Consider the following 25,120-nt stretch of genomic DNA (forward strand, 5'->3'; position numbering starts at 1 on the left):
CCGGACGATTCCATTGCAAACCATCTGGTCCCATGGTATCCCATAGCATCCCGGGCCGCAGCGTGAGGTCAGACGTTCCGAGGGGCCGGAACGGCGTGCGGCGAACGGGTGGATCAAAGCCGGGCATCGGGGGGCAGGACGTGCGCGAAAGCGCGCAGCCGTGGGGTCGAAAGGGGCATGGACGGGTTCGTGGCGACCTATATCAACCGGCTCGACGCCAAGGGTCGGGTCTCGGTTCCCGCCGCGTTCCGCGCCGTGCTGTCCCGCGAAGGGCAGGAGGGCCTTTATTGCTATCCCGCGCTCGATTTGCCGGCGATCGATGCAGGCGGCGCCCGCCTGCAGCAGGCGATCGGCGAGCAGCTCGCCGATTTCGAGACCTTCTCGGAAGATTACGAGACGCTTTCCACGGCGTTCTATGCCGACAGCCGCGTCCTGAAGATCGATCAGGACGGGCGCATCATGCTGCCGGAGGAGTTTCGCGAGGTGACGGGCATCACCGACGCGGCTCTGTTTGCCGGCCAGGGACTGAAATTCCAGATTTGGGAAGAGGCGCGCTTCCGCGAGCGCCAGAAGGCGGCGCGCGAGCATCTGCGCTCGCTGAAGCTTTCTCTCGGCCGCAAGAGCAAGCGCGGTCCCGCCGCCGGGGAGACGGGCGCGTGAGCGCGCAGGGCGCCAAAGGCGGCGCGGATGGGAGCGCGCGCCACCGCCCGGTGATGCTGGCGGAGGTGATGCGCCAGCTCTCCGTCAGGCCCGGCGGGCGCTATATCGACGGCACGTTCGGTGCCGGAGGCTACAGCCGCGCCATCCTGCAAGCCGGCGGAACGGTGCTGGCCATCGATCGCGATCCGACGGCCATTGCCGGAGGCGAGGCGCTCAAGGCGGAGTTCGGCGAACGGCTCATCCTGGTGGAAGGCCGGTTCTCCGAGCTCGACGAGATCGCCAAGACGGCCGGGATGGCTCCGGCGGACGGCGTCGTGCTGGATATCGGCGTCTCCTCCATGCAGCTCGACGAGGCGGGCAGAGGGTTTTCCTTCCGCCTGGAAGGTCCGCTGGACATGCGCATGGCCGGCGAGGGCGTGACGGCGGCCGATGTCGTCAACCGCGCCCCGGCAAAGGAGCTTGCGCGCATCATCGGCGGGCTCGGCGAGGAGCGTAAAGCCGGCCGGATCGCGCAGGCCATCGCACAGGCGCGTCAGGAGGCGCCGATTTCCACCACCGTGCAGCTCGCCCGCATCGTGGAGGCGGCCAGCGGCGGCAGAGCCCAGGGCGCGCCCATCCATCCGGCGACGCGGACCTTTCAGGCGCTGCGTATCTTCATCAACCGCGAACTGGAGGAACTGGCCGGCGCGCTGGTTGCCGCCGAGCGGGTTCTCAAAGAGGGCGGCCGGCTCGTCGTCGTCGCCTTCCATTCCCTGGAGGATCGCATCGTCAAGCGCTTTCTGCGCAACCGCGGCGAAGAACAGCGCGGCTCGCGCCATCAGCCCTTCCTCGCCGGCCCCGCCCCGACCTTCCACATCCTCAGCCGCGGCGCGGCGCCCGGCGAGGCGGAGATCGCCGCCAACCCACGCGCCCGCTCCGCCCGGCTGCGGGCGGGGGCGCGCACCGCCGCGCCCGCCCGCGAGCTCGATATGCGCCTTCTCGGCGTGCCGGCGCTCGCCGGCATTCCCGGCCCGGAGGCCTATCAATGACGCGCCTGCTCAACCTTGCCGCGATCGCCGCCGCGCTCATCGCCGCCTTTTCCGTCTTCAACCTCAAATATCAGGCCGAGGGCGTCGCCCAGGAGGTCGCCGATCTGCAGCGCAAGGTCGACCAGGAGAGGGAGGCGATCTCGCTGTTGCGGGCCGAATGGAGCGTGCTCAACCAGCCGGACCGGGTGGAAGAGCTGGTGGAGCGCCACCAGGAGGCTCTGCGCCTTGACCATGTGGAGCCCAAGCAACTTGCCGATCCCTCGCGCATCCCCATGCGCGTCATTGCCCCGAGCGACAGCGACCGGGCGCTTCTGACCGGGCTCACCGGCGAACCGACGGGAGCGCTGCAATGAGCGCCTCTATGCCCCTTACAACCGATCCCGTCGCGCCAGATGCCTGGCCGGAAAGTCGCTGGCGTCATGTCGCCAGGCGGCCTTCCGCCGACGGCCTTGAGGAGCGAGGCGGCGAGCGCCTGCGCTGGCGCGTGATCATGGCGATCGCCGTCTTCGCGCTGCTTTACGCGGCGCTGGCGGTTCGCCTGGTGCATCTCGGCGTCGCGTCGGACCCCGGAGGCACGGCGGTGGCCGGCGCGGCCTCCGACGTGGCGGCGGCTCGCCCGGACATCATCGACGGCAACGGCGAGATCCTGGCCACCGACATCAAGACCTTCTCGCTCTTCGCCGAGCCGCGGCGCGTGGTCGATCCCGACGAGGCCGCCGAACAGCTCTCGCTGGTCTTCCCCGAATTCGACCGCGCCAGATTGCGGCGCGATCTTGCCACCAATGCCGGCTTCCTCTGGCTGAAGCGCGAGATCACGCCGGCGCAGCGCCGCCGCATCCACGATCTCGGCCTGCCGGGCATCGGCTTTCTTTCCGAGAACCGCCGCTTCTATCCGGGCGGGCCGACCGCCTCCCATATCCTCGGGGCCGTCAATGTCGACAATCAGGGCATTGCGGGCATCGAGAAATACATCGACGACAACGGCCTCGCCGACCTGCACGAGGCGGGCTTTGCGGTGGAGCGGGGCCTGGAGCCGATCGAGCTTTCCATCGATCTGCGCGTGCAGCACGCCGTGCGCAGCGAGCTCGCCAGCGCCATGGAGCGCTACGACGCCATCGCCTCCATCGGCATCGTCCTCGATATCAAGACCGGCGAGGTGCTCGGCATGAGCTCTCTTCCCGATTACGACCCCAACGACCGCGCCCAGGTTCTCGACAAGGACCGTTTCAATCGCGCCACGGTCGGGGTCTTCGAGATGGGCTCCACCTTCAAGGCCTTCACCACCGCGATGGCGCTCGATTCAGGCCTCGTCGGCCTCGGCGACAGTTTCGACGCCAGCAAGCCCCTGCGTATCGCCAATTTCACCATCACCGACTTCCACGCCAAGAACCGCGTTCTCACCGTGCCGGAAATCTTCATCTATTCGTCCAATATCGGCACGGCGAAGATGGCACTGGAAGTGGGCTCACAGGGGCAGCAGGAGTTTCTCGGTCGCCTCGGCCTTCTCGACGAGATGAAGACGGAGCTGCCGGAAACCGGCGCGCCGCTGAAGCCGCGCGAATGGAGCAAGATCTCCTCGGTGACCATTTCCTTCGGGCACGGCATCTCCGTCTCGCCGCTGCAGACGGCGGTGGCGGGCGCGGCGCTGATGAATGGCGGCTATCTGGTGCCTCCCACCTTCCGTCCGCGCAGCGAGAAGCAGGCCGCCCAATTGGCGCAGCGCGTGGTGAAGGAGGAAACCAGCGAGGCGATGCGCAAGCTGATGCGCCTCAACGTGCTGAAGGGTTCGGGCAGACGGGCGGCCGTGCCGGGCTATCGCGTCGGCGGCAAGACCGGCACGGCGGAGAAGGTCGTCGACGGAAAGTACTCCTCCGAAAAGCGGCGCAACGCCTTCCTCGCCGCTTTTCCGATGGACGAGCCACGCTATCTCGTGCTTGTCGTTGTGGACGAGCCGAAGCCGGAGAAAGAGGGAATGGCGGCCACCGCCGGCCTGAACGCCGCACCCACGACCGCGGCCATCATCCGACGCATCGCCCCGATGCTGGGCGTCACGCCGCTGCTCACCGATCCTGAGGAAGGGCCGGCGACGACGGTCGCAGCCATCGAGTGAGCGCAGGTGAGCGGGAAAGTCACGAACGACGGCAGGTCCTATCCGCCGCGACAGTTGAAAAGCCTCTTCGCCGAAGAGGCCCGCCTGCCTGAAAAGGCCGGGCGCCTCGCGGTGACGGGGCTGACGGCCGATAGCCGTCAGGTGAGCGGCGGCATGCTCTTCGCCGCGCTGCCGGGCAGCCAGGCGGACGGCACGGCCTTCTTGCCGGAGGCGGTGGCGAACGGCGCTGCGGCGATTTTGACCGGGACGGCGCCGCTTGCCGAAGATCCGGGCATCCCGGTCATTCGCGCCGCCGACCCGCGCCGGGCGCTGGCGCTCGCCGCGGCCGCCTTCTTCGGCCGTCAGCCGAGAAAGGTGGTCGCCGTCACCGGCACCAGCGGCAAGACCTCCGTCGCCGTCTTCGCGCGTCAGATCTTCGCCCATGCGGGCAAGAAGGCGGCGAGCCTCGGCACCGTCGGGCTGGTCACATCCGACGGGCAATCCACCCCCGGCCTGACGACGCCCGATCCGGTTGGCCTGCATCGCACGCTCGCCGATCTCGCCCATGCCGGCGTCACGCATCTGGCGTTGGAGGCTTCCAGCCACGGTCTGGACCAGCGGCGGCTCGACGGCGTGAAAATCGCCGCGGGCGGCTTCACCAACCTGTCGCGCGACCATCTCGACTACCATAAGAGCGTGGAGAACTATCTGGCGGCCAAGCTCCGGCTCTTCGACACGCTGCTGGAAGAGGGCGCCGTCGCCGTCGCCGATGCCGATCAACGCCAGGCGCGGGCGGTCGCCGCCATCGCCAAGCGGCGCGGCCTGCGCTACTTCTCCGTCGGCGCGGCCGGCGAGACGCTGAAGCTTTTGTCGATGACGCGCATGCCGGACGGGGCGAGGCTGCTCCTGGAGGTGGAGGGCGAGCACCGCTATGTGCCGCTGCCGCTCATCGGCGATTTCCAGGTCGCCAACGCGCTGATGGCGGCGGCGCTGGCGATCGGCGCGGGGATCAAGATCGAGACGGCGCTCTCAGCCCTGCCGGAGCTTCACAGCGCGCCCGGACGGCTGGAACTCGCCGGGAGCCATCCGAACGGAGCGAAGATCTTCGTCGACTACTCGCACAAGCCCGCGGCGCTGACGGCGGCGCTGCAGGCGCTGCGGTCGCATGCGGACCGAGAGCTCATCGTCGTCTTCGGCGCCGGCGGCGATCGCGATGCCGGCAAGCGCCCGCTGATGGGGGAGGCGGCAAGTCTCGCCGCCGACCGGGTGATCGTCACCGACGACAACCCGCGCAGCGAAGATCCGGCGGCGATCCGCCGGGCCATCCTTTCGGCCGCGCCGAGGGCGATGGAAATCGGCGATCGGCGCGAGGCGATCCGAGAGGCCATCGCGGGCCTGCAGGCCGGCGACGTCCTGCTGATCGCCGGCAAGGGCCACGAGACGGGGCAAACCATCGGCGAGGAAGTGCGGCCCTTCTGCGATCAGGAGGAAGTCCGCGCCGCGCTCGCCGAGCTAACGAGCGAGGCAGTATGAGTGCATTGTGGGAGGCAGGAGAATTCCTTGCCGCCGTCGGGGGGCAGCTTGAGGGCGCGGCGCCGGCGGAACTCGCCGACATTTCCATCGACAGCCGCAGCGTCAGGCCGGGCGAGGCTTTCTTCGCCATCAAGGGGGATCGTTTCGACGGCCACGATTTCGTCGATGCCGCGCTCAAGGCGGGCGCGGCGCTCGCCGTCGTCGGGCAGGAGCGGCGCGACAGCGTCGAGGGCGAGCCGGTCGTCGTCGTTCCCGACGATCCGCTCGCCGCGCTGGAGCGGCTGGCGGTGGCGGCGCGCAAGCGCAGCGAGGCGAAGATCGTCGCGGTCACCGGATCGGTCGGCAAGACCGGCACGGTGTCCATGCTGCGGCTCGGGCTTTCGGCAGTCGGGCCGACGCACGCCCCGGTCGCCTCCTTCAACAACCATTGGGGCGTGCCGCTGACCCTGGCGCGCCTGCCGGCGGAGACGGCCTTCGGCGTCTTTGAGATCGGCATGAACCATGCCGGAGAGATATCGCCCCTGTCGAAGATGGTGCGCCCACATGGGGCGGTGATCACCACCGTGGAAGCCGTGCATACGGAATTCTTCGAAAGCATGGAGGCGATCGCCGACGCCAAGGCGGAGATTTTCGACGGGCTGGAGCGGGACGGGGCCGCGATCCTCAACCGCGACAACGCCTATTTCGACCAGCTCGTGGCACGCGCCAAGGATGCGGGCGCGCGTGTCATCACCTTCGGCGAGCATCCGGACGCCGATGTCAGTCTCGTCGGGCTGATGGGCGAAAGCGAAGGCAGTCGCGTCACCGTCGACGTCTTCGGCGACACCGTGCAATTCCGCCTCGGCGCACCCGGCAGACACCTGGCGCGCAACGCGCTTTCCGTGCTCGCCACGGCGTATCTGTTCGGCGCCGATGTGAAGAGCGTGGCGCTCGCCCTGGAAGAGTTCAAGGCCCCGCCCGGGCGCGGCGACCGGCACGTTCTGGCCTGCGACGAGGGCACGCTCACGCTCATCGACGAGAGCTACAATGCCAATCCGGCTTCCATGCAGGCCGCCATCCAGCTTCTGAAGGACGCCAAGCCGGGCAAGAACGGACGCCGGATCGCCGTGCTCGGCGATATGGGCGAGCTCGGCCAGCAGGCGGGCGAGCTTCATCGGGCGCTCGCCGCCGACCTCGCCGACGCCAAGGCCGATGCGGTCTTTCTCGTCGGGCCGTTGATGCATCAACTATGGGAGGACTTGCCGGAAGAGGTGCGAGGGGCCTATGCGAAGGAGACCGGCGAACTTGAACCGATTCTCATGGAGGCGCTGCAGCCGGGCGACGTGATCGTCGTCAAGGCCTCCAACGCCACCGGGCTCGGCCGGCTTGTGAAGGCGATCAAGAGCCGATTTCCGCCGGCTCGCGCCGCAGACGAGAGCTGAGACGCATGCTCGCCTACCTGCAGACCTTCGCGGACGATTTCTCGGTCCTCAATATCTTCCGCTACATCACCTTTCGAACCGGCGCCGCCACCATGACGGCGCTGCTCTTCGTCTTCCTGTTCGGTCCGGCGATGATCGAGGTGCTGCGCTTTCGCCAGGGCAAGGGCCAGCCCATCCGCGCCGACGGACCGCAGACCCATTTCAAGAAGGCGGGCACGCCGACGATGGGCGGGTTGATGATCCTGATGGGCGTCCTGGTCTCCGCGCTGCTTTGGGCGGACCTTTCCTCCATCTATGTCTGGGCGGTGCTGGCCGTGACGCTCGCCTTCGGCCTCATCGGCTTCTACGACGATTATCTGAAGGTGCGCGCGGCGACCGATAAGGGCTTTTCCGGCAAGGCGCGGCTCGCCCTGGAGGCGGTCATCGCCGGAGCTGCGGTCTATGTGATGATGCGGGTGGGCGAGCCGCAGACCGCCTCGGGGCTGACCTTGCCGTTCCTGAAGGACACCGTCATTCAGCTCGGCATCTTCTTCGTCGTCTTCGGCGCCTTCGTCATCGTGGGGGCGGGCAATGCGGTCAACCTCACCGACGGGCTCGACGGGCTCGCCATCGTTCCGGTGATGATCGCGGCGGCCTCCTTCGGGCTTATCGCCTATCTCGCCGGCAATGTGCGCTTCGCCGATTATCTGCAGATCCACTATGTCGCCGGAACCGGCGAGCTGGCCGTTCTATGCGGCGCCCTGATCGGCGCCGGGCTCGGCTTCCTTTGGTTCAACGCGCCGCCGGCGGCCATCTTCATGGGCGATACCGGCTCCCTCGCCCTCGGCGGCATGATCGGCGCCGTCGCCGTCGCCACCAAGCACGAGATCGTGCTGGCGATCATCGGCGGCATCTTCGTCATGGAGGCGCTGTCGGTGATGATCCAGGTCGCCTCCTTCAAGCTGACGGGCAAGCGCGTCTTCAAGATGGCGCCGATACACCACCATTTCGAGCAGCTCGGATGGACCGAACCGCAGGTGGTCATCCGCTTCTGGATCGTGGCCGTCGTGCTCGCCCTCGTCGGTCTTTCCACCTTGAAGCTGCGGTGAGACGATGACGGTCCCGCTCACCCATCTGAAGGGGCGCACGATCGGGGTTTTCGGGCTCGCGCGCAGCGGCCTGGCGACGGTAAGGGCGGCCGTTGCCGGCGGCGCGCAGGTGCTGGCCTGGGACGGCAGGACCGAGGCGAGGGAAAAGGCGGCGGAAGCCGGCGCGGCGGTGCGCCCGCCGGAGGATTGGGACTTTCGCGCCATGGCCTCACTGGCCCTGGCGCCGGGCGTGCCGCTGACGCATCCGCAGCCGCATGCGATCGTGCCGATGGCGCAGGCCGCCGGCCTTGAGATCGTCTGCGACGTGGAGCTCCTTTACCGCGAAACGGGGCAGCAGACACGCTTCGTGGCGGTGACCGGCACCAACGGCAAATCGACGACGACGGCGCTTCTCGGCCATCTCTTCGGCGAGGCCGGGTGGCAGGTGGAGGTGGGCGGCAATATCGGCCGCTCGGCGCTGGATCTGGAACCGCTCGCCGGCGAGAACAGCGTCTACGTGCTGGAGCTTTCCTCCTACCAGCTCGACCTCTGTCATCGATTCCGGCCGAGCGTCGCCGTCTGGCTCAACCTGACGCCGGACCATCTCGACCGGCATGGCGACATGGCCGGCTATCGCCGTGCCAAGGCGCGCATCTTCCAGGCGATGGGCGGGCAGGATCTCGCCATCCTCGGCGTCGACGAGCCGGCGATGCGCGAGGTCGCAGCCGGCCTTGCCGCCAAAGACGACCATCCGCGCATCAAGCGCGTCAGCGTGCGTGGGACGGCGGCGGAAGTCGGCGTCGACGAGACCGGGCTTCTGCGCGATGCGCAAAGCGGAGAGAGCCTTGATCTGTCCGCCTTGCCGGCCTTGCGCGGGCAGCACAATTGGCAGAACGCCGCCTGCGCCTTCGCCGCGGCGCGCGAACTCGGCGTCGCGCCGGATGCGATCGCTTCGGCTTTCGGCAGCTTTCCCGGCCTTGAGCACCGCATGCAGATCGTCGCCCGGCGCGGCAGAGTGCTCTTCGTCGACGATTCCAAGGCGACGAACGCGGAGGCGGCGGCGCCGGCGCTCTCCACTTTTTCGCCGATCTACTGGATCGCCGGCGGCAGACCCAAAGCGGGCGGTATCGACGGGCTGAGCGACCTCTTTCCACGCCTTGCCAAGGCCTATCTCATCGGTGAGGCGGCGGACCTTTTCTCCGCCACGCTGGCCGGCCGCGTGCCGCATATGCTGGCCGGCGAGCTGGCGCGGGCGGTGGCGCTCGCCGCCGAGGACGCGGCGCTCGATCCTGCCGCAGAACCGGTCGTGCTGTTGTCGCCGGCGGCCGCCTCCTTCGATCAATTCGCCGATTTCGAGGTGAGAGGCCGCGCCTTTTCGGCCGCCGTGGCGGCGCTTCATGACGCCGACACGCCCGGCCCGGCGCCAGAGGAGGCCGTCCGATGATCAGCCGCCGCGACCGCTCGCCCTTTTCCGACTGGTGGTGGACCGTCGATCGCACGACGCTCTTCCTGGTCCTGCTTCTTCTGGCCGCGGGCATCGTGTTGTCCTTCGCCGCGAGCCCGCCGGTCGCCGAACGGCTCGGCCTTTCCACCTATCATTTCGCCATCCGTCAGGCGGTCTATGCGCCGCTTGCGGCGGCCATCATCCTTCTCGTCTCCTTCCTGACGCCGCGACAGGTCCGGCGCGCCGCCGCCTTCATCCTCGTCGTCTCGCTGATCTTGATGGTCGCGGTCCTGTTCGTCGGCGAGGAAGTGAAGGGCTCGCGGCGCTGGATCTATATCGCCGGCCTGTCGGTGCAGCCCTCCGAATTCCTCAAGCCGGCCTTCATCGTCATCATCTCCTGGCTGTTCGCCGAAGGCTCCAAGCACCCGGAAGTGCCGGGAAGGCTGCTTGCGGTCATCCTTCTCATCATCACCGCGGCGCTGCTCGTCGCCGAACCGGATCTCGGCCAGGCGGTGCTGGTCTTCGCGGTGTGGGGCGCCGTCTTCTTTCTCGCCGGCGTGCCGCTGCCCATCGTCGGGGTTCTGGCGGGCATCGCGGTCGCCGGGCTCTTCGGCGCCTATGCCATGTTCCCGCACGTGACCTCGCGCATCGACCGCTTCATCAATCCGGAGGGCGGGGATACCTATCAGGTGGATGTCGCCATGCGCTCGTTTGAGCGCGGCGGCTGGTCCGGTTCGGGGCCGGGCGAAGGGGTGATGAAGCGCATCCTGCCCGATTCCCATACCGATTTCGTTTTCGCCGTCATCGCCGAGGAATTCGGCATCATCCTCTGCCTGGCGCTGATCGCCATCTTCGGCTTCATCGTGATGCGGGGATTGCTGCACGCCTTGAAGCGGCGCCAGGCCTTCGAGCGCATGGCGATCGCCGGCCTATCCATCCAGATCGGGCTGCAGGCCTTCATCAATATGGGGGTCAATCTGCGCCTCCTGCCGGCCAAGGGGATGACGCTGCCTTTCATCTCCTATGGCGGCTCGGCAATGATCTCCAGCGCCCTCGTCATGGGCTTCATCCTGGCCCTGTCGCGCGAGAGGGTGGAGCGAAAGGTGACCGTGGTGCCGCGCCCGGCGGCCTTCGGCCAGGTATGAGCGCGTCCGCCACGGCGCTGCTCGCCGCGGGCGGCACCGGCGGCCATCTCTTCCCGGCCCTGTCGCTGCGCGAAGCGCTCCTGGCGCGCGGCTGGCGCGTGGCCATCGCCACCGACAAGCGCGCCGGGGCCTATATCTCCGGCGTGCCGGAAGAGGATTTTTTCTCCATCGAGGCGGCGACGATCTCCGCCGGCAACCCTTTGAAGGCGCTCGCCTCGGCCGCCAAGCTCGGCCGCGGCGTGATGCAGTCGCGCGGCCTCATCGCGGGCCTTGACGCCGATGTCGTCGTCGGCTTCGGCGGCTATCCGACCGTGCCGCCGGTGATGGCGGCGCGCCTTTCTCGCGTGCCGGCCCTGGTGCACGAGCAAAATGCGGTGCTGGGGCGCGCCAACCGGCTGCTCGTCAAAATCGGCGCCGCGCTCGCCACGGGGTTTCCCGATCCTCAGGGCGCGGCCGGCGCCGGCGAGGCCAGCTTCACCGGCAATCCGGTGCGCGCTTCGGTTCTGGAGGCGGCGGAACGCCCCTACGACCCGCCGGCGGTCGACGAAAGGTTTCGGCTCCTCGTCTTCGGCGGCAGCCAAGGCGCGCGCGCCTTCTCCACCCTCGTGCCCGAAGCGGTGGCGCGGCTGCCGGAAGAGGCGCGCGGGCGGCTCGCCATCACCCAGCAATGCCGCCCGGAAGACCTTGAAGGCGCGAAGAGCGCCTATGGCGGCTACGGGCTCGCCGCCGAGCTTGCCAGCTTCTTCGACGATCTGCCGGCGCGCATCGCCGCAAGCCATCTCGTCATCAGCCGGGCGGGGGCCTCCACCGTCTCCGAACTCGCGGTGATCGGCCGTCCTGCGATCCTGATACCCTTTCCCTACGCGCTCGATCAGGATCAGTCGGCCAATGCCCGCCTGCTTGCCGATATCGGCGGCGGCTGGCTGGTGGAGGAGAGGGAGCTGACGCCCGAAAAGCTTGCATCCATGCTGGCCGATTTGATAGCGCGTCCGGATCGCTTGGCCGAGGCGGCGGCCGCAGCGAGAAAGGCGGGACGGCCCGACGCGGCGGAAAGACTGGCCGACGTCGTGGAGACGCTGCGCGATCGGGGAAAACAGTGATGAGAATGCCCTACGATATCGGTCCGATCCATTTCGTCGGCATCGGCGGGATCGGCATGAGCGGCATCGCGGAGGTGCTGATCAATCAGGGCTGCCGGGTGCAGGGCTCCGACGTCTCCGACAGCGCCAATGTCTCGCGGCTGCGCGAGAAGGGGGCCAAGATCGTCATCGGCCACCGGGCGGAGAACCTCCACGAAGCGGCGGTTGTCGTCGTCTCCTCGGCGATCAAGCGCGACAATCCGGAGCTCAAGGAGGCGCGGGCGAGGGGCCTGCCGGTGGTGCGGCGCGCGGAGATGCTGGCGGAGCTGATGCGCCTGAAATCGGCCGTCGCCATCGGCGGAACCCACGGCAAGACCACGACCACCTCCATGGTCGCGGCGCTGCTTGAGGCGGGCGGGCTCGACCCCACGGTGATCAATGGCGGCATCATCAACGCCTACGGCACCAACGCGCATATGGGCGAGGGCGATTGGATGGTCGTGGAGGCGGACGAGAGCGACGGCACCTTCGTCAAGCTGCCGGCCGACATCGCCGTCGTCACCAATATCGACCCGGAGCATCTGGATCATTACGGCTCGTTTGAGAAGGTGCGCGAGGCGTTCACGGACTTCGTGGAGAACGTGCCCTTTTACGGCTTCGGCGTCATGTGCCTGGACCATCCGGAGGTGCAGGCCCTCGTCAAGCGCATCGAGGACCGGCGCGTCGTCACCTACGGCGCCAACCCCCAGGCGGAGGTGCGCTTCCATTCGGTCACCTTCACGCCAGGCCGCTCGCACTTTTCCGTCGAGCGGCGCGACCGCCTCACCGGCGAGGTGGAGAGCCTGACCGATCTGGAACTGCCGATGCCGGGCATTCACAACGTCTCCAACGCCACGGCGGCGATCGCGGTTGCGCGCGCCCTCGGCGTCACGGAGAAGCAGATACGCGCGGGACTTGCGAGCTTCGGCGGGGTGAAGCGCCGCTTCACGCTGGCCGGCAGCTGGAACGGCGTTAGCGTCTACGACGATTACGCGCATCATCCGGTGGAGATCGCGGCGGTGCTGAAGGCCGCGCGCGACAGCGCCGAGGGCCGCGTCATCGCCGTGGTGCAGCCGCATCGCTATACGCGCCTGCACGACCTCTTCGACCAGTTCTGCGCCTGCTTCAACGAAGCCGATACGGTGGTCGTCGCCGATGTCTACGCCGCCGGCGAGGAGCCTATCGAAGGGGCCGACCGCGATAGCCTCGTCGACGGGCTGCGGGCCGGCGGCCACCGCGATGCGCGCGCCCTGGAAAGCGAGATGGCGCTCGCCCCGCTGATTGCCGAGATCGCCCAGCCCAAGGACGTCGTTCTGTGTCTGGGCGCCGGCTCCATCACCAAATGGGCCAATGCGCTGGCCGAACAGCTCGCCACCTTGGAGAAGGCGGCTTGAGCCTTCTTGCCAGCCTCGGGGACCGGCTCGCCGGTTTCCGCGGCATGCTGAAGGAGAACGAGCCGCTCGCGCCGATCGTCTGGTTCCGCGCCGGCGGCAAGGCCGAGCTGATGGCGATGCCGGCCGATGCGGACGATCTCGCCTTTCTGATGCGCGCCCTGCCGCAAGACGTGCCGGTGACGGTGATCGGGCTCGGCTCGAACCTGCTGGTGCGCGAGGGCGGGGTGGAGGGCGTCGTCCTTCGCCTGTCGGGACGCGGTTTCGGCAAGGTGAGCGTGGAAGGCCGGCGCATCCGCGCCGGCGCCGCCTTGCCCGACAAGCTCCTGGCCAAGGCGGCGCTGGAAGCCGGGCTTTCCGGCTTTGCCTTCTATCACGGTATTCCCGGAGCGCTCGGCGGGGCGCTGAGGATGAATGCCGGCGCCAACGGCGTGGAGACCCGCGAACGACTGGTGGAGGCGGTCGCCATCGACCGGCGCGGCGCGCGCCATGTCCTCTCCAACGCGGAGATGGGATACGCCTATCGTCACGCCTCGGCTCCCAAGGACTTTGTCTTCATCGAAGCCCTGTTTGAGGGCGAGCCCGCCTCTCGCCAGGAGATCGAGGCGGCGATGGGCGAGGTGCAGAGGCACCGAGAGAGCGTGCAGCCGATCAAGACGCGCACGGGCGGCTCGACCTTCAAGAACCCGCCGGGCGCCAGCGCCTGGAAGCTGATCGACGCCGCCGGCTGCCGCGGACTGAGAATTGGCGGGGCGCAGGTCTCCGAGCTGCACTGCAACTTCCTCATCAACGCGGCCGAGGCCACCGGCTACGATCTGGAGCTTCTCGGCGAGACGGTGCGGGCGCGCGTCCTGCACGATTGCGGCGTTCGCCTGGAATGGGAGATCAAGCGTATCGGCCGCTTCGGCGCCAGCGGCGCGGTGGAGCCTTTCCTCGGCGAGGATTGAGGCGCCTTACGCGGCCCGACATGGCCGGCGGCATAGTTAACGATTTCTAACCTTTTCCCTTCGACAGTGACGGCTCGAATCAAGACGCAGCCGTCGGGCGAGGGGCGCAACTATGGCAGGTGGGAAACACGTCGCAGTCCTGATGGGGGGCTGGTCAGCGGAGCGACCGGTCAGCCTTGCCACCGGCAAGCCCTGCGCGGATGCCCTGGAAGAGCGCGGCTTTGAGGTGAGCCGCATCGATGTCGGCCGCGATATCGCCGCCGTACTTGCCGAGCTGAGGCCCGATGTCGCCTTCAACGCCCTGCACGGCCCCTTCGGCGAGGACGGCAAGGTCCAGGGCGTTCTGGAGATCCTGGAAATCCCCTACACCCATTCCGGCGTGCTCGCCTCGGCGCTGGCCATGGACAAGGTGAAGGCCAAAGCCGTGGTGGAACCGGTCGGCGTGCCGGTCGCCGAGCACAAGGTCGTCAGCCGCAAGGAGGCCGTCAGCGCCCATGTAATGGCGCCGCCCTATGTGGTGAAACCGATCGGCGAAGGCTCTTCCTTCGGCGTCGTCATCGTCGCGGAAGGCCAGGCCCATCCGCCGCAATCGCTGATCGGAGACGATTGGACCTTCGGCGAGAAGGTCATGGTGGAGCGCTTCATCGCCGGGCACGAGCTCACCTGCGCCGTCATGGGGCCTCCGGGCGAGGAGGAAGCGCTCGACGTCATCGATATCGTGCCCGTCGGTCACGGCTTCTACGATTATGACGCCAAATACGTCGCCGGCGGCTCCAAACACATTCTGCCAGCCGATCTTAAACCCTTTGTTTACCAAAATATCCGCAGGTTTGCGTTGGAGGCGCATCGTGCCATCGGCTGTCGCGGCGTTTCCCGCAGCGACTTCCGGTACTGCGAGGAAAGCGACGATCTCGTCTGGCTGGAGGTCAACACGCAGCCCGGCATGACGCCGACCTCCCTGGTGCCGGAAATGGCCGCTTATGCAGGCCACGATTTCGGCGACCTGGTGACCTGGCTGGTGGAGGATGCATCGTGCCTACGATAGGCGAATGGCTGGCTGAACAGGGCGGGCGTATCGATACGCTCAGCGCCTCGCTCGGCGAGCATGTGCGCCGTATCGTGCCGGCGCGCCTGCGCCGTATCGTGGAAAAGATGCAGACGCGCCGCCAGAAGCCCTACGGGCAGATCGCGGCGATCTCCTTCCTGGGCGCGACAATCCTTTACGGCCTGGTGGCCGGTGGGCATCTCGGCACGCTCCTGGACCGGGTGGTCACGGCGACCTTCTTCGGCATCGATAGGATCGAGATCGCCGGCAATCGCGAGACGCCGGAGCTGGTCATCCTGGAGCGGCTCGACATCGCCGGCGGCTCGCTGATCGGTTTCGACGCCGAAGCGGCGCGCGACCGGCTGACCGACCTTCCCTGGGTCAAGGCGGCCGAAATCCGCAAATTCTATCCCAACCGCCTCGATATCGCCCTGGTGGAGCGCGTGCCCTATGCGCTCTGGCAGAACGAGGAGGTGATCTCCCTCATCGACAAGGACGGCGTCGTCATCACCGCCTATGACGACGTGCGCTTTTCCGGCCTGCCCTTCCTCGTCGGTCGCGGCGCCAACGAACGGGCGCCAGACTTCCTGGCGGCGCTCGACACCCATCCCGACATCGCCCGCCGCGTCAGAAGCAGCGTGCTCGTTTCGGAGCGCCGCTGGAACCTCGTCACCGACAACGGCATCACGGTGCAGCTGCCGGAGGGTGACGTCGACGCAGCGCTGGACCGCCTGGAACGCCTGGAAGCGGAGGACGAGGTCTTCGCCCGGGAAATCCTGGTCATCGATCTGCGCCTGAAGGACCGGGTCCGCTTCGGTCTCAACGAGGCGATGGCAGAGGCCATCATGGAGGAGAACGAATCCGTCATCCGCAGGCTGGCGAAGGCTGGGGGCGCGATTTGAACGCCATCACCGACAACGCCGGCTCGCGCATCAAGCCGCTGTCGCCGCGCCGCACGGCGATCGTCAGCGTGCTCGATGTCGGTTCCTCCAAGATCGCCTGCCTGATCGCGCGCCTGAAGCCCGCCGAAGAGCCGCTTTCCATGAAGCGCACGCACGAGGCGGAGGTGATCGGCTTCGGCCTGACGCGCTCGCGCGGCATCAAGTCGGGAACCGTCGTCGATCTGGAGGAGGCGGAGAAGGCCATCCGCATCGCCGTGGATCACGCCGAGCGCATGGCGGAGATGACCATCGGCAGCGTCATCGTGAACCTTTCGGCCGGTCGCCTGCGTTCGGAGGCCTTTTCCGCCTCCGTCGAGCTCGGCCATTCGGCCGTCAGCGAAAGCGACATCCAGCGCGTCCTCGGCGCCGGCTGCGCCAATTCCATCGGACCCGGCCGGATGGTCATCCATTCCCTGCCGATCGGCTATTCGCTCGACGGCCATCGCGGCATCTCCGATCCGCGCGGCATGCTGGGCGGGGAGCTCGGCGTCGACATGCATGTGGTCACGGCCGACGACGCGCCGCTGTGCAATCTGGAGCTGGCGGTGAACCGCTGCCATCTGGAAGTGGAAACGGTGGTCGCGACCCCCTACGCCTCGGGCCTGTCGGCGATCGTCGACGACGAATGCGAGCTCGGTGTCGCCTGCCTCGATTTCGGCGGCGGCACGACGAGCCTGTCGATTTTCTACGAAGGCCAGTTCATCCATGCCGCCTCCGTGCCGGTGGGCGGCCATCATGTGACGATGGATATCGCCCGCGGGCTTTCCACCAGCCTTGCCGATGCGGAGCGGCTGAAGGCGCGCCATGGCTCGGCGCTGCCTTCGATCTCCGACGAGAAGGACATTTTGACGGTGCCGCCGGTCGGCGAGGACGAGCGCGACGCGCCCAATGCGGTGCCGCGCTCCACGCTGACGCGCATCATTCGTCCGCGCATCGAGGAGACGCTGGAGATGGCGCGCTCCATGATCGATTCCTCCGGCTTCGGAGACGTGGTGGGCAAGCGGGTGGTGCTGACCGGCGGGGCGAGCCAGCTCACCGGGCTTTCGGAGACCGCGCGGCGGGTGCTCGGCCGAAACGTCCGGCTGGGCAGACCGGTCGGCGTCGGCGGCCTGCCGGAGGCGGTCAGGGGACCGGCCTTCGCGGCATCGATGGGGCTCATCGCCTATCCGCAGGTGGCACGCATCGAGCAGTTCCGCACGCGCCGGCCAAGCCGGCTCCTGGGAACCGGCACGGACGGGTATCTCGGCCGCATGGGGCGGTGGATACGAGAGAGCTTCTAGCCCCGCCTGACGGCAGAGCGGGGCGTGACATGGGACGAGAATTGGCGCGGGCAGGGAACGGGCCCGACGCGAGGACAGCGGCGAAAGGACGAGACGATGGGTATCAATTTGCACATGCCGGACCTGACGGAACTGAAGCCGAGGATCACCGTCTTCGGCGTTGGCGGCGCAGGCTGTAACGCCGTCAACAACATGATCGAGGCGGGACTTCAGGGCGTCGATTTCGTCGTCGCCAACACCGATGCCCAGGCGCTGACCATGTCACGCGCCGAACGCGTCGTGCAGATGGGCGTGGCGGTCACGGAAGGGCTCGGCGCCGGCTCGCAACCGGAGATCGGCCGCGCCGCCGCCGAGGAGACGATCGACGAGATCAACGATCACCTGTCCGGCGCGCATATGGTGTTCATCACCGCCGGCATGGGCGGGGGTACCGGAACGGGCGCGGCGCCGATCGTGGCGCGGGCGGCGCGCGAAGCCGGCATCCTGACGGTCGGCGTCGTCACCAAGCCGTTCCAGTTCGAGGGGCAGCGCCGCATGCGCCTCGCCGATGCCGGCATCACGGAACTGACCGAGCATGTCGACACGCTCATCGTCATCCCGAACCAGAACCTCTTCCGCGTCGCCAACGAGAAGACGACCTTCGCCGACGCCTTCGCCATGGCCGACGAAGTGCTTTATTCGGGCGTCGCGTGCATCACCGACCTGATGGTCAAGGACGGTCTCATCAACCTCGACTTCGCCGATGTGCGCTCCGTCATGCGCTCCATGGGCAAGGCGATGATGGGCACGGGCGAGGCCTCCGGCGACAAGCGCGCGGTGGAAGCGGCGGAAAAGGCCATCGCCAATCCGCTGCTGGACGAGGTCTCCATGCGCGGGGCGCAGGGGCTGCTCATCTCCATCACCGGCGGCAAGGACATGACGCTGTTCGAAGTGGACGAGGCCGCCAGCCGCGTGCGCGAGGAAGTCGATGGCGATGCCAACATCATCTTCGGCGCCACCTTCGACGACAGCCTTGAGGGGGTTATCCGCGTCTCTGTCGTGGCCACCGGCATCGACCGGGAAGAGCGCTCGATCGAGAACGACAACGAAGAGCGCATGCAGGAACTGACCCGGCGCCTGAAGAGCGTCGGCTCGCCTTCCGGCCCGGGCCGCGGCGAAGCGCATCCGGCACAGGCCGGCAAGCAGGGCGGAAGCCCGGCCAGCTTCGAGGAAGCGATGGCGCAGGATCTGGAGCGCGAGCTTGCCATGGCGCGTCCGGCCGCCGGCAACGGCAATCAGGCCGCTGCCCGCCCCGCGGCCCAGGCCGGCGCCGGTGCGGCGGGCCAGGCCGGCGGACGCGGCGATGCGCGTCAGGAGCGCTCCATCCGTATCGGGCCGTTCCGGCCGGAACCCTCCCTGATCGCGCCGCGCGAGCCGGAGACCGAAATGGAGCGCGTGCAGGAGGCTCCGGTCCGCCGCCAGGAGGCTTTCGTGCCTCCGGCCGCGGAGCGCCCGAGGCCGGCCGGCGCTCGCATGCCGAAGGTTGAGGATTTCCCCGCCATCGCCCAGCGGCAGATCCATGCCAGCCGCGAAGCCGGCGAGGGCTCGGGGGGCCACGAGGATCGCCGTCCGCGCTCGTTGCTGGCGCGAATCACCCACGGGCTTTCCAAGCATGTGGAGGGCGAGGAAGAGGTCGCACCGCGCGCCAAGCGCAGCCTGGAAGCGGAGCCGCGGCTGGAGCCGACCGCGGCGGAGCGTGCGCCCGCGCGTTCCAATGTCGGCGAGACGTTCGGACGTCCGCAGCAGCGACGCGCGCAGGAAACGGCGGCCCGCGGCACGCTCGACCCGCATGGCCGCGCCTCTCCGGCTTCGGCCCATGGCGAGGACGACCAGCTCGAGATTCCGGCCTTTCTGCGGCGCCAATCGAGCTGAAATACGGTAACGACTTGTGTGAGAGATGGCCCCGGCGACCTTCTGCCCGGGGCCATTTCTGCATCTAAGCATATGTTTTTAAATGAGTTTTACAGGGGGTGAAGGAAGCCGGATATCGGTAACAAAAGGTAAGAAAGCTTGATTGGCGAGAATGTGACCGCTGCTGCTAGCTTTCGCGCCATCGGTTCGCCGGCTGTGGGGGACAGCGCTGGTCGTCGTTGGAGCGACCGAACGGGGCCGAGGAAGGGCAAGGCTTGATGGTATATCCGTGGGATGGATCGCAACGAACCATTCGCCGCGAGGCGGTGCTGACGGGCGTCGGCACGCATAGCGGCAAGCCCGTCACGCTGCGCCTGTGCCCTGCCGATCCCGGTACGGGTGTGGTCTTCTTGCGCCGCGACGGGCAAGGCAAAGAGGTGGCGATACCCGCGCGTTCTTCCGCGCTCGCCGGAACGGAGCTGTGCACGATCCTCGGCGAGCCGTCGGGCCTTTCCGTCGCCACCGTGGAGCATCTCCTGGCGGCTGTCTCGGCGCTTTCCATCGACAATCTTTTCATCGAGATCGACGCCGGCGAGGTTCCGGTGATGGACGGCAGCTCCGAGCCCTTCGTGGGGGCGCTGGAGGAGGCGGGCATCGTCGCGCAGAAGGCGCGGGTGCGCGCCATCAAGCTTGTGAAGCCCGTCAGGGTCGAACACGGCTCCTCCTTCGCGGAGTTCCTTCCCGACACCACGCGCCGCTTCACCGTGGAGATCGACTTCAACTGCGCCGTCATCGGCCGGCAGAAGACGAGCCTGGCGCTCACCCCGCAGAGCTTCAAGCGCGAGATCGCCCGCGCGCGCACCTTCGGCCATATGCAGGACGTGGAAAAGCTGTGGGCCAAGGGGCTCGCCCTCGGCTCCTCGCTGGAGAACGCCGTCGTCATCAACGACGGCAAGCTGCTCAACGCCGAAGGCCTGCGCTATCCCGACGAATTCGTCCGCCACAAGCTTCTCGACGCCATCGGCGATCTGGCGCTGGCCGGCGCCCCCATCATCGGCCATTACCGCTCCTATCGCGGCGGCCACAAGATCAACGCCATGGCGCTTCAGGCGCTGCTTGCCGACCGCGCCGCCTGGAGCTGGTACGTCGCCGGCGAGGCCCGGCCCCCGCACGCGGAACAGAGCGAGGCGCTTGCCGGCTATTGCGCGCCGGCCTTCGCCCCCGAGCTTTCCTGACAAGCGTGGCCGGCGACCACAACTGAGCCATTTTTTGATGGTGAGGCTTGCGCCGACCCGGTCAGCGCCCGGTCGGCGCGCTCTGCGTGAGCGTGACGACTTTGCAGCCGACCCGTTTCTTGGTTATGGAGGCGCGGTGCTGACCCCACCCCGCAAGGAATGCATGACCCTTTCTGACGCCGCCTCCCAGCCTCTGCGCCTTCTCGCCGCCGGCCTCCTCGCCGCCGCCCTCGGCGGCTGCTCGCTCTTCGGCTCGCAGACGGCGAGCGAGGATTCCACCGATCCGCCCGAGCTTCTCTACAATCAGGGCCTGGCGCTGCTGCAGGAGGGCGACACCCGCGAGGCGAACGAGAAGTTCGAGGAAGTCGACAAGCAGCATCCCTATTCGGAATACGCGCGCCGCTCCATGGTGCTGTCGGCCTTTACCAGCTACAAGCGCGGCGACTATCAGGAAGCGATCAACCAGGCGAAGCGCTTCGTCACCCTCTACCCGGCCGACGAGGACGCCGCCTACGCCCAGTACATCGTCGCCGAATCGTATTACCGGCAGATTCCGGACGTGACGCGCGACCAGGAGATGACCCAGCGGGCCATCCTCGCCTATGGCGAGATCCTGCGCAAATATCCCGATTCGGAATATGCCGACGATGCGCGCCGCAAGATCGAGTTCGGCCGCGACCAGCTGGCCGGCAAGGAGATGCAGACCGGCCGCTACTACATGGAGCGCAGGGAGTATCTGGCCGCCATCAACCGCTTCAAGACGGTGGTGACGGCCTATCAGACCACGCGCCACGTGGAAGAGGCGCTGCACCGCCTGGTGGAATCCTATCTGGCGCTCGGCATCGTCAACGAGGCGCAGACGGCGGCGGCCGTGCTCGGCCACAACTTCCCGGACAGCCAGTGGTACCAGGATTCCTACCGCCTGCTCGCCGGCAAGGGCGTCGCGCCCAGCGAAAGTCAGGGATCGTGGATCTCAAGGGCCTTCCGGTCTCAGCCATCGGCTTGATATCCTCCGCCGGCCATGCTGGCCCACCTGACCATCCGCGACATCGTTCTCATCGACCGGCTGTCGATCGAGTTCGCCCGCGGCCTTAGCGTGCTGACGGGCGAGACGGGCGCCGGCAAATCCATCCTCTTGGATGCGCTGGCGCTGGCGCTGGGGGCGCGCGGCGACGCGGCGCTGGTGCGCAGCGGCGAAGCCCAGGGCGAGGTGCGGGCCGTCTTCGAGCCGGCGCCCACGCATCCGGCGATGCTCCTTTGCGAGGAGAACGGCATCGAGGCGGAAGGCACGCTCGTCCTGCGGCGCGTCCAGTCGGCGGACGGGCGCAGCCGCGCCTTCATCAACGACCAGCCGGTCAGCGTGACGCTGTTGCGCGAGCTGGGGCATCTGCTCGTCGAAATCCACGGCCAGCACGACGAGCGCGCCATGGTCTCGGCGGAGGAGCATCGCCGGCTGCTCGACGCTTTCGGCGCCCTGGAGCCGGAGCGCGCGGAGGTGGCGCGGCGCGCGGAGACCTTGCGCCGGGCGCAGAAGGAGGCCGCCGAGCTTGCCGCCTCCATCGAAGCGGCCGAGCGCGAGGCCGATTATCTGCGCGCCTCGCTGGAGGAGCTGGAGGCCCTTTCGCCGGAGCCCGGCGAGGAAGAGCGGCTCGCCGACCGCCGCCGGCTGTTGATGCAATCGGAAAAAATCGCCGGCGATCTCGCCGAGGCGCAGGAGATGCTGGGCGGCTCGGTTTCGCCGGTGCCGGATCTCGCTGCCCTTCTAAGGCGCCTGGAGCGCAAGCGCGAAGAACTGCCGGAAATGATGGACGAGATCGTCGGCGCGATCGGCGAGGCGCTCGACCGGCTGGAGGATGCGCGCGCGGGGCTGGCGGAAGCGCTGCACGAGATCGATCACGATCCGGGCGAGCTGGAGCGGATTGAGGAGCGGCTCTTCGCCATCCGGGCGGCGGCGCGCAAATATCGCTGCGAGGCCGACGCGCTGCCGGGCCTGGCGGCGGAGTTTGCCGCCAAGCTGGAGGATTTCACCAGCGGCCATGAGCGCCTTGCCGCGCTCCAGGCGGCGGTGGAAGAGGCCGACCGGCGCTACGAGGAGGCGGCGAGCTTGTTGTCGGAAAAGCGCGCCGAGGCGGCACGGCATCTGGAAGAGGCGGTCGGCGGGGAGCTGCCGGCGGTGAAGCTGGAGGCGGCGCGCTTTCTCGTCGCCATCGACCGCGACACGGCCAGACGCGGGGCGGACGGCTTCGACGCGGTGTCCTTCCAGGTGCAGACCAATCCGGGCACCGCGCCGGGGCCGATCATGAAGGTCGCTTCCGGGGGCGAGCTCGCCCGCTTCCTGCTGGTCCTGAAGGTGGCGCTCGCCGATCGCGGCTCCGCGCCCACCCTCGTCTTCGACGAGATCGACGCCGGCGTCGGCGGCGCGGTGGCGGAGGCCATCGGCAAGAGACTGGCGCGGCTGGCGGAGCGCGTGCAGGTGCTTTCCGTCACCCACGCGCCGCAGGTGGCCGCCCGCGCCAGCGGTCATTTCGTCATTTCCAAGAGCCTTGCAGAGGGCGGCAAGCGGGCCGCGACGGAGGTCACGCGGGTGGAGAAGGAAGAGCGGCGCGAGGAGATCGCCCGCATGCTGGCGGGCGCCACCATCTCGGAGGAGGCGCGCGCGGCCGCCGAACGCCTGATCGTCGGCGAGGCGGTCTGAGATGGCCAAGGCCGATGCCGCCGCGCTCGCCGACAAGCCGGCCGAGACGCTGACACTTGAAGAGGCGCGCGAGGAGCTTGCCCGTCTCGTCGCGGAGATCGGCGCGCATGACAAGCGCTATTACGAGGAAGACGCGCCGACGATATCGGACGCCGCCTATGACGCGCTGCGTCAGCGCAACGCGGCCATCGAGGCGCGCTATCCGGAGCTGAAGCGGGCCGATTCGCCGTCCGAGAAAATCGGCGCCAAGCCCTCCGGCCGCTTTGCCAAGGTGCGCCACGCCGTGCCGATGCTCTCGCTCGACAACGCCTTCGAGGAGGCGGACGTCCACGACTTCCTGGCGCGGATCCGCCGCTTCCTCGGCCTGAAGGAGGGCGAGGAGGTGGCGCTTCTGGCGGAGCCGAAAATCGACGGGCTGTCGGCCTCGCTGCGTTACGAGAACGGGGTTTTCAGGCGCGGGGCGACGCGCGGCGACGGCACCGAGGGCGAGGACGTCACCGCCAATCTGCGCACCCTCGGCGACGTGCCGGAAAAGCTCGGCAAGGGCGCGCCGGAGGTGATCGAAATCCGCGGCGAGGTCTATATGAGCCACGCCGATTTCGAGGCGCTGAACGCGCGCATGGAGAAAGAGGGCGAGCGGCTCTTCGCCAATCCGAGGAACGGGGCGGCCGGCTCCTTGCGCCAGCTCGACCCGGCGGTGACGGCGCGCCGGCCGCTGCGCTTCTTCGCCTATGGCTGGGGCGAGACGAGCGAGGTGCCCGCCAAGACCCAATGGGAGATGATGCAGGCCTTCCGCGACTGGGGCCTGCCGACCAATCCGTTCATGAAGCTCTGCGCCGATGTGGAAGAGGCGCTGGCGCATTACCGCGACATCGAGGCGGAGCGGGCGCGGCTCGGCTACGACATCGACGGCGTCGTCTACAAGGTCAACGAGCTCGCCCTGCAGGAACGGCTCGGCTTCGTCTCGCGCTCGCCGCGCTGGGCGATCGCCCACAAATTCCCGGCGGAGAAGGCGACGACGGTGCTTCAGGGCATCGACATCCAGGTCGGGCGCACCGGGGCGCTGACGCCGGTCGCAAGGCTCGCCCCCGTCACCGTCGGCGGCGTCGTCGTCAAGCACGCCACGCTGCACAACGAGGATTACATCAAGGGGATCGGGCGCGACGGTGAAAAGATCAGGGACGGCAAGGACATCCGCGAAGGCGATACGGTCCTGATTCAACGCGCCGGCGACGTCATCCCGCAAGTCCTCGACGTCGATCTTTCCCGCCGGCCGAAGGATGCGGAGCCCTATGTCTTCCCGGACAAATGTCCGGTCTGTGGCTCCGATGCGGTGCGCGAGCACGACCCGAAGAGCGGCCGTACGGATGCCGTACGGCGCTGCACGGGCGGCCTCGTCTGCGAGGCGCAGGCGATGGAGCGTTTGAAGCACTTCGTCTCGCGCGCCGCCTTCGACATCGAGGGGCTCGGCGCCAAGCAGGTGGAGGCGTTCTGGCGCGACGGGCTCATCAAGCATCCTTCCGACATCTTCACGCTGGCGGAGCGCGAGCGCACCTCGCTGAAGAAGCTGAAGGACCGCGAAGGCTGGGGCGAGACGAGCGTGAAGAACCTTTTCGCCGCCATCGACGAGCGGCGGCAGATCGCGCTCGCCCGCTTCATCTACGGGCTCGGCATCCGCCATGTCGGCGAGACCAATGCGCGTAGGCTGGCGCGCCATTACGGCACCTTCGCCGCCTTCATGGAAGGCGCGCGGGCCGCCGGCGGCGAGGCGGGGCCGGCCTGGCAGGAACTGAACGACATCGACGGGATCGGCCCGGTGGTCGCCGAGGCGGTGGTCCAGTTCTTCGCCGAGGCGCACAATATCGAGGAAATCGAAAAGCTCCTGCGCGAAGTGACGCCGCAGGAGGCGGAGCGGGTGCAGTCGACCTCGCCGGTCGCCGGCAAGACCGTCGTCTTCACCGGCGCCCTGGAGAAGATGACCCGCGACGAGGCCAAGGCCATGGCCGAGCGGCTCGGCGCCAAGGTGTCCGGCTCGGTCTCCGCGCGCACCGATCTTCTCGTCGCCGGGCCCGGCGCCGGCTCCAAGCTGAAGAAGGCGGCCGAGCTCGGCGTGGAGGTCATCGACGAGGATGCCTGGCTGAAGCTCGTCGGCTGAGCCGGGAAGGGAGACAGGGCGGGTTTTCACCGCAGC

The 25,120-nt window shown here is 68.1% G+C and carries 20 protein-coding genes; all 20 read left to right on the plus strand.

The features are described 5' to 3' along the window. Positions 1-177 precede the first annotated feature (177 nt). The 20 genes from Q331_RS23645 (at position 178) to ligA (ending at position 25,084) form a co-directional block, all read left to right on the plus strand. Complete coding sequence (locus Q331_RS23645) at positions 178-660, plus strand: division/cell wall cluster transcriptional repressor MraZ (protein WP_034490926.1); 483 nt, start codon at positions 178-180, stop codon at positions 658-660. Next, the gene (gene rsmH / locus Q331_RS23650; protein WP_026379710.1) at positions 657-1,688 is read left to right on the plus strand and encodes a 16S rRNA (cytosine(1402)-N(4))-methyltransferase RsmH; all 1,032 of its coding nucleotides are present in this window, start codon (positions 657-659) and stop codon (positions 1,686-1,688) included. The genes Q331_RS23645 and rsmH overlap by 4 nt, the downstream gene beginning before the upstream one ends. Then, positions 1,685-2,041, plus strand: a complete 357-nt coding sequence (ftsL, locus tag Q331_RS0103400) for a cell division protein FtsL (RefSeq protein ID WP_026379515.1) — start codon at positions 1,685-1,687, stop codon at positions 2,039-2,041. The genes rsmH and ftsL overlap by 4 nt, the downstream gene beginning before the upstream one ends. A gap of 8 nt (positions 2,042-2,049) precedes the next feature. After that, the gene (locus Q331_RS19800; protein ID WP_084174709.1) at positions 2,050-3,798 is read left to right on the plus strand and encodes a peptidoglycan D,D-transpeptidase FtsI family protein; all 1,749 of its coding nucleotides are present in this window, start codon (positions 2,050-2,052) and stop codon (positions 3,796-3,798) included. A gap of 6 nt (positions 3,799-3,804) precedes the next feature. Continuing rightward, positions 3,805-5,310 carry a UDP-N-acetylmuramoyl-L-alanyl-D-glutamate--2,6-diaminopimelate ligase gene (locus tag Q331_RS0103410; RefSeq protein ID WP_051630490.1) on the plus strand — a complete coding sequence of 502 codons (1,506 nt, stop codon included), beginning with the start codon at positions 3,805-3,807 and terminating at the stop codon, positions 5,308-5,310. Then, positions 5,307-6,731 (plus strand): UDP-N-acetylmuramoylalanyl-D-glutamyl-2,6-diaminopimelate--D-alanyl-D-alanine ligase, encoded by a 1,425-nt coding sequence (locus Q331_RS0103415; protein WP_026379517.1) that lies wholly within the window; start codon positions 5,307-5,309, stop codon positions 6,729-6,731. The genes Q331_RS0103410 and Q331_RS0103415 overlap by 4 nt, the downstream gene beginning before the upstream one ends. 5 nt (positions 6,732-6,736) lie before the next feature. Further along, on the plus strand, positions 6,737-7,819 hold the full coding sequence (gene mraY, locus Q331_RS0103420; RefSeq protein WP_026379518.1) for a phospho-N-acetylmuramoyl-pentapeptide-transferase: 1,083 nt from the start codon (positions 6,737-6,739) through the stop codon (positions 7,817-7,819). Positions 7,820-7,823: 4 nt separating this feature from the next. Then, positions 7,824-9,242 (plus strand): UDP-N-acetylmuramoyl-L-alanine--D-glutamate ligase, encoded by a 1,419-nt coding sequence (gene murD / locus Q331_RS0103425; RefSeq protein ID WP_026379519.1) that lies wholly within the window; start codon positions 7,824-7,826, stop codon positions 9,240-9,242. Beyond that, the gene (gene ftsW / locus Q331_RS0103430) at positions 9,239-10,387 is read left to right on the plus strand and encodes a putative lipid II flippase FtsW (RefSeq protein WP_026379520.1); all 1,149 of its coding nucleotides are present in this window, start codon (positions 9,239-9,241) and stop codon (positions 10,385-10,387) included. The genes murD and ftsW overlap by 4 nt, the downstream gene beginning before the upstream one ends. Next, positions 10,384-11,487, plus strand: coding sequence for an undecaprenyldiphospho-muramoylpentapeptide beta-N-acetylglucosaminyltransferase (murG, locus tag Q331_RS0103435; RefSeq protein ID WP_026379521.1), 1,104 nt, complete (start codon positions 10,384-10,386; stop codon positions 11,485-11,487). Before ftsW ends, murG begins: the two co-directional genes overlap by 4 nt. Then, positions 11,487-12,899 (plus strand): UDP-N-acetylmuramate--L-alanine ligase, encoded by a 1,413-nt coding sequence (gene murC / locus Q331_RS0103440; protein WP_026379522.1) that lies wholly within the window; start codon positions 11,487-11,489, stop codon positions 12,897-12,899. The genes murG and murC overlap by 1 nt, the downstream gene beginning before the upstream one ends. Further along, positions 12,848-13,843 (plus strand): UDP-N-acetylmuramate dehydrogenase, encoded by a 996-nt coding sequence (gene murB, locus Q331_RS0103445; protein ID WP_051630491.1) that lies wholly within the window; start codon positions 12,848-12,850, stop codon positions 13,841-13,843. Before murC ends, murB begins: the two co-directional genes overlap by 52 nt. 112 nt (positions 13,844-13,955) lie before the next feature. Beyond that, entirely contained in the window at positions 13,956-14,888 is a 933-nt protein-coding gene (locus Q331_RS0103450) for a D-alanine--D-alanine ligase (protein WP_026379524.1), read from the plus strand. Then, a complete protein-coding gene (locus tag Q331_RS19805; RefSeq protein ID WP_051630493.1) occupies positions 14,876-15,790 on the plus strand; it encodes a cell division protein FtsQ/DivIB in 915 nt (304 codons plus the stop codon). Before Q331_RS0103450 ends, Q331_RS19805 begins: the two co-directional genes overlap by 13 nt. Continuing rightward, a complete protein-coding gene (gene ftsA, locus Q331_RS0103460) occupies positions 15,787-17,109 on the plus strand; it encodes a cell division protein FtsA (protein ID WP_051630495.1) in 1,323 nt (440 codons plus the stop codon). The genes Q331_RS19805 and ftsA overlap by 4 nt, the downstream gene beginning before the upstream one ends. Positions 17,110-17,205: 96 nt before the next feature. Then, on the plus strand, positions 17,206-19,020 hold the full coding sequence (gene ftsZ / locus Q331_RS0103465) for a cell division protein FtsZ (RefSeq protein WP_026379526.1): 1,815 nt from the start codon (positions 17,206-17,208) through the stop codon (positions 19,018-19,020). Positions 19,021-19,277: 257 nt separating this feature from the next. Beyond that, positions 19,278-20,234 (plus strand): UDP-3-O-acyl-N-acetylglucosamine deacetylase, encoded by a 957-nt coding sequence (gene lpxC / locus Q331_RS0103470; RefSeq protein ID WP_051630497.1) that lies wholly within the window; start codon positions 19,278-19,280, stop codon positions 20,232-20,234. 163 nt (positions 20,235-20,397) lie between these two features. After that, on the plus strand, positions 20,398-21,240 hold the full coding sequence (locus Q331_RS0103475; protein ID WP_034490930.1) for an outer membrane protein assembly factor BamD: 843 nt from the start codon (positions 20,398-20,400) through the stop codon (positions 21,238-21,240). Between the two features lie 15 nt (positions 21,241-21,255). Beyond that, positions 21,256-22,929 (plus strand): DNA repair protein RecN, encoded by a 1,674-nt coding sequence (recN, locus tag Q331_RS0103480; protein WP_026379529.1) that lies wholly within the window; start codon positions 21,256-21,258, stop codon positions 22,927-22,929. A 1-nt stretch (position 22,930) separates the two neighbouring features. After that, positions 22,931-25,084 (plus strand): NAD-dependent DNA ligase LigA, encoded by a 2,154-nt coding sequence (gene ligA, locus Q331_RS0103485; RefSeq protein WP_026379530.1) that lies wholly within the window; start codon positions 22,931-22,933, stop codon positions 25,082-25,084. Positions 25,085-25,120 lie beyond the last annotated feature (36 nt).

Source organism: Afifella pfennigii DSM 17143, from assembly GCF_000688515.1.
Classification (GTDB): domain Bacteria; phylum Pseudomonadota; class Alphaproteobacteria; order Rhizobiales; family Afifellaceae; genus Afifella; species Afifella pfennigii.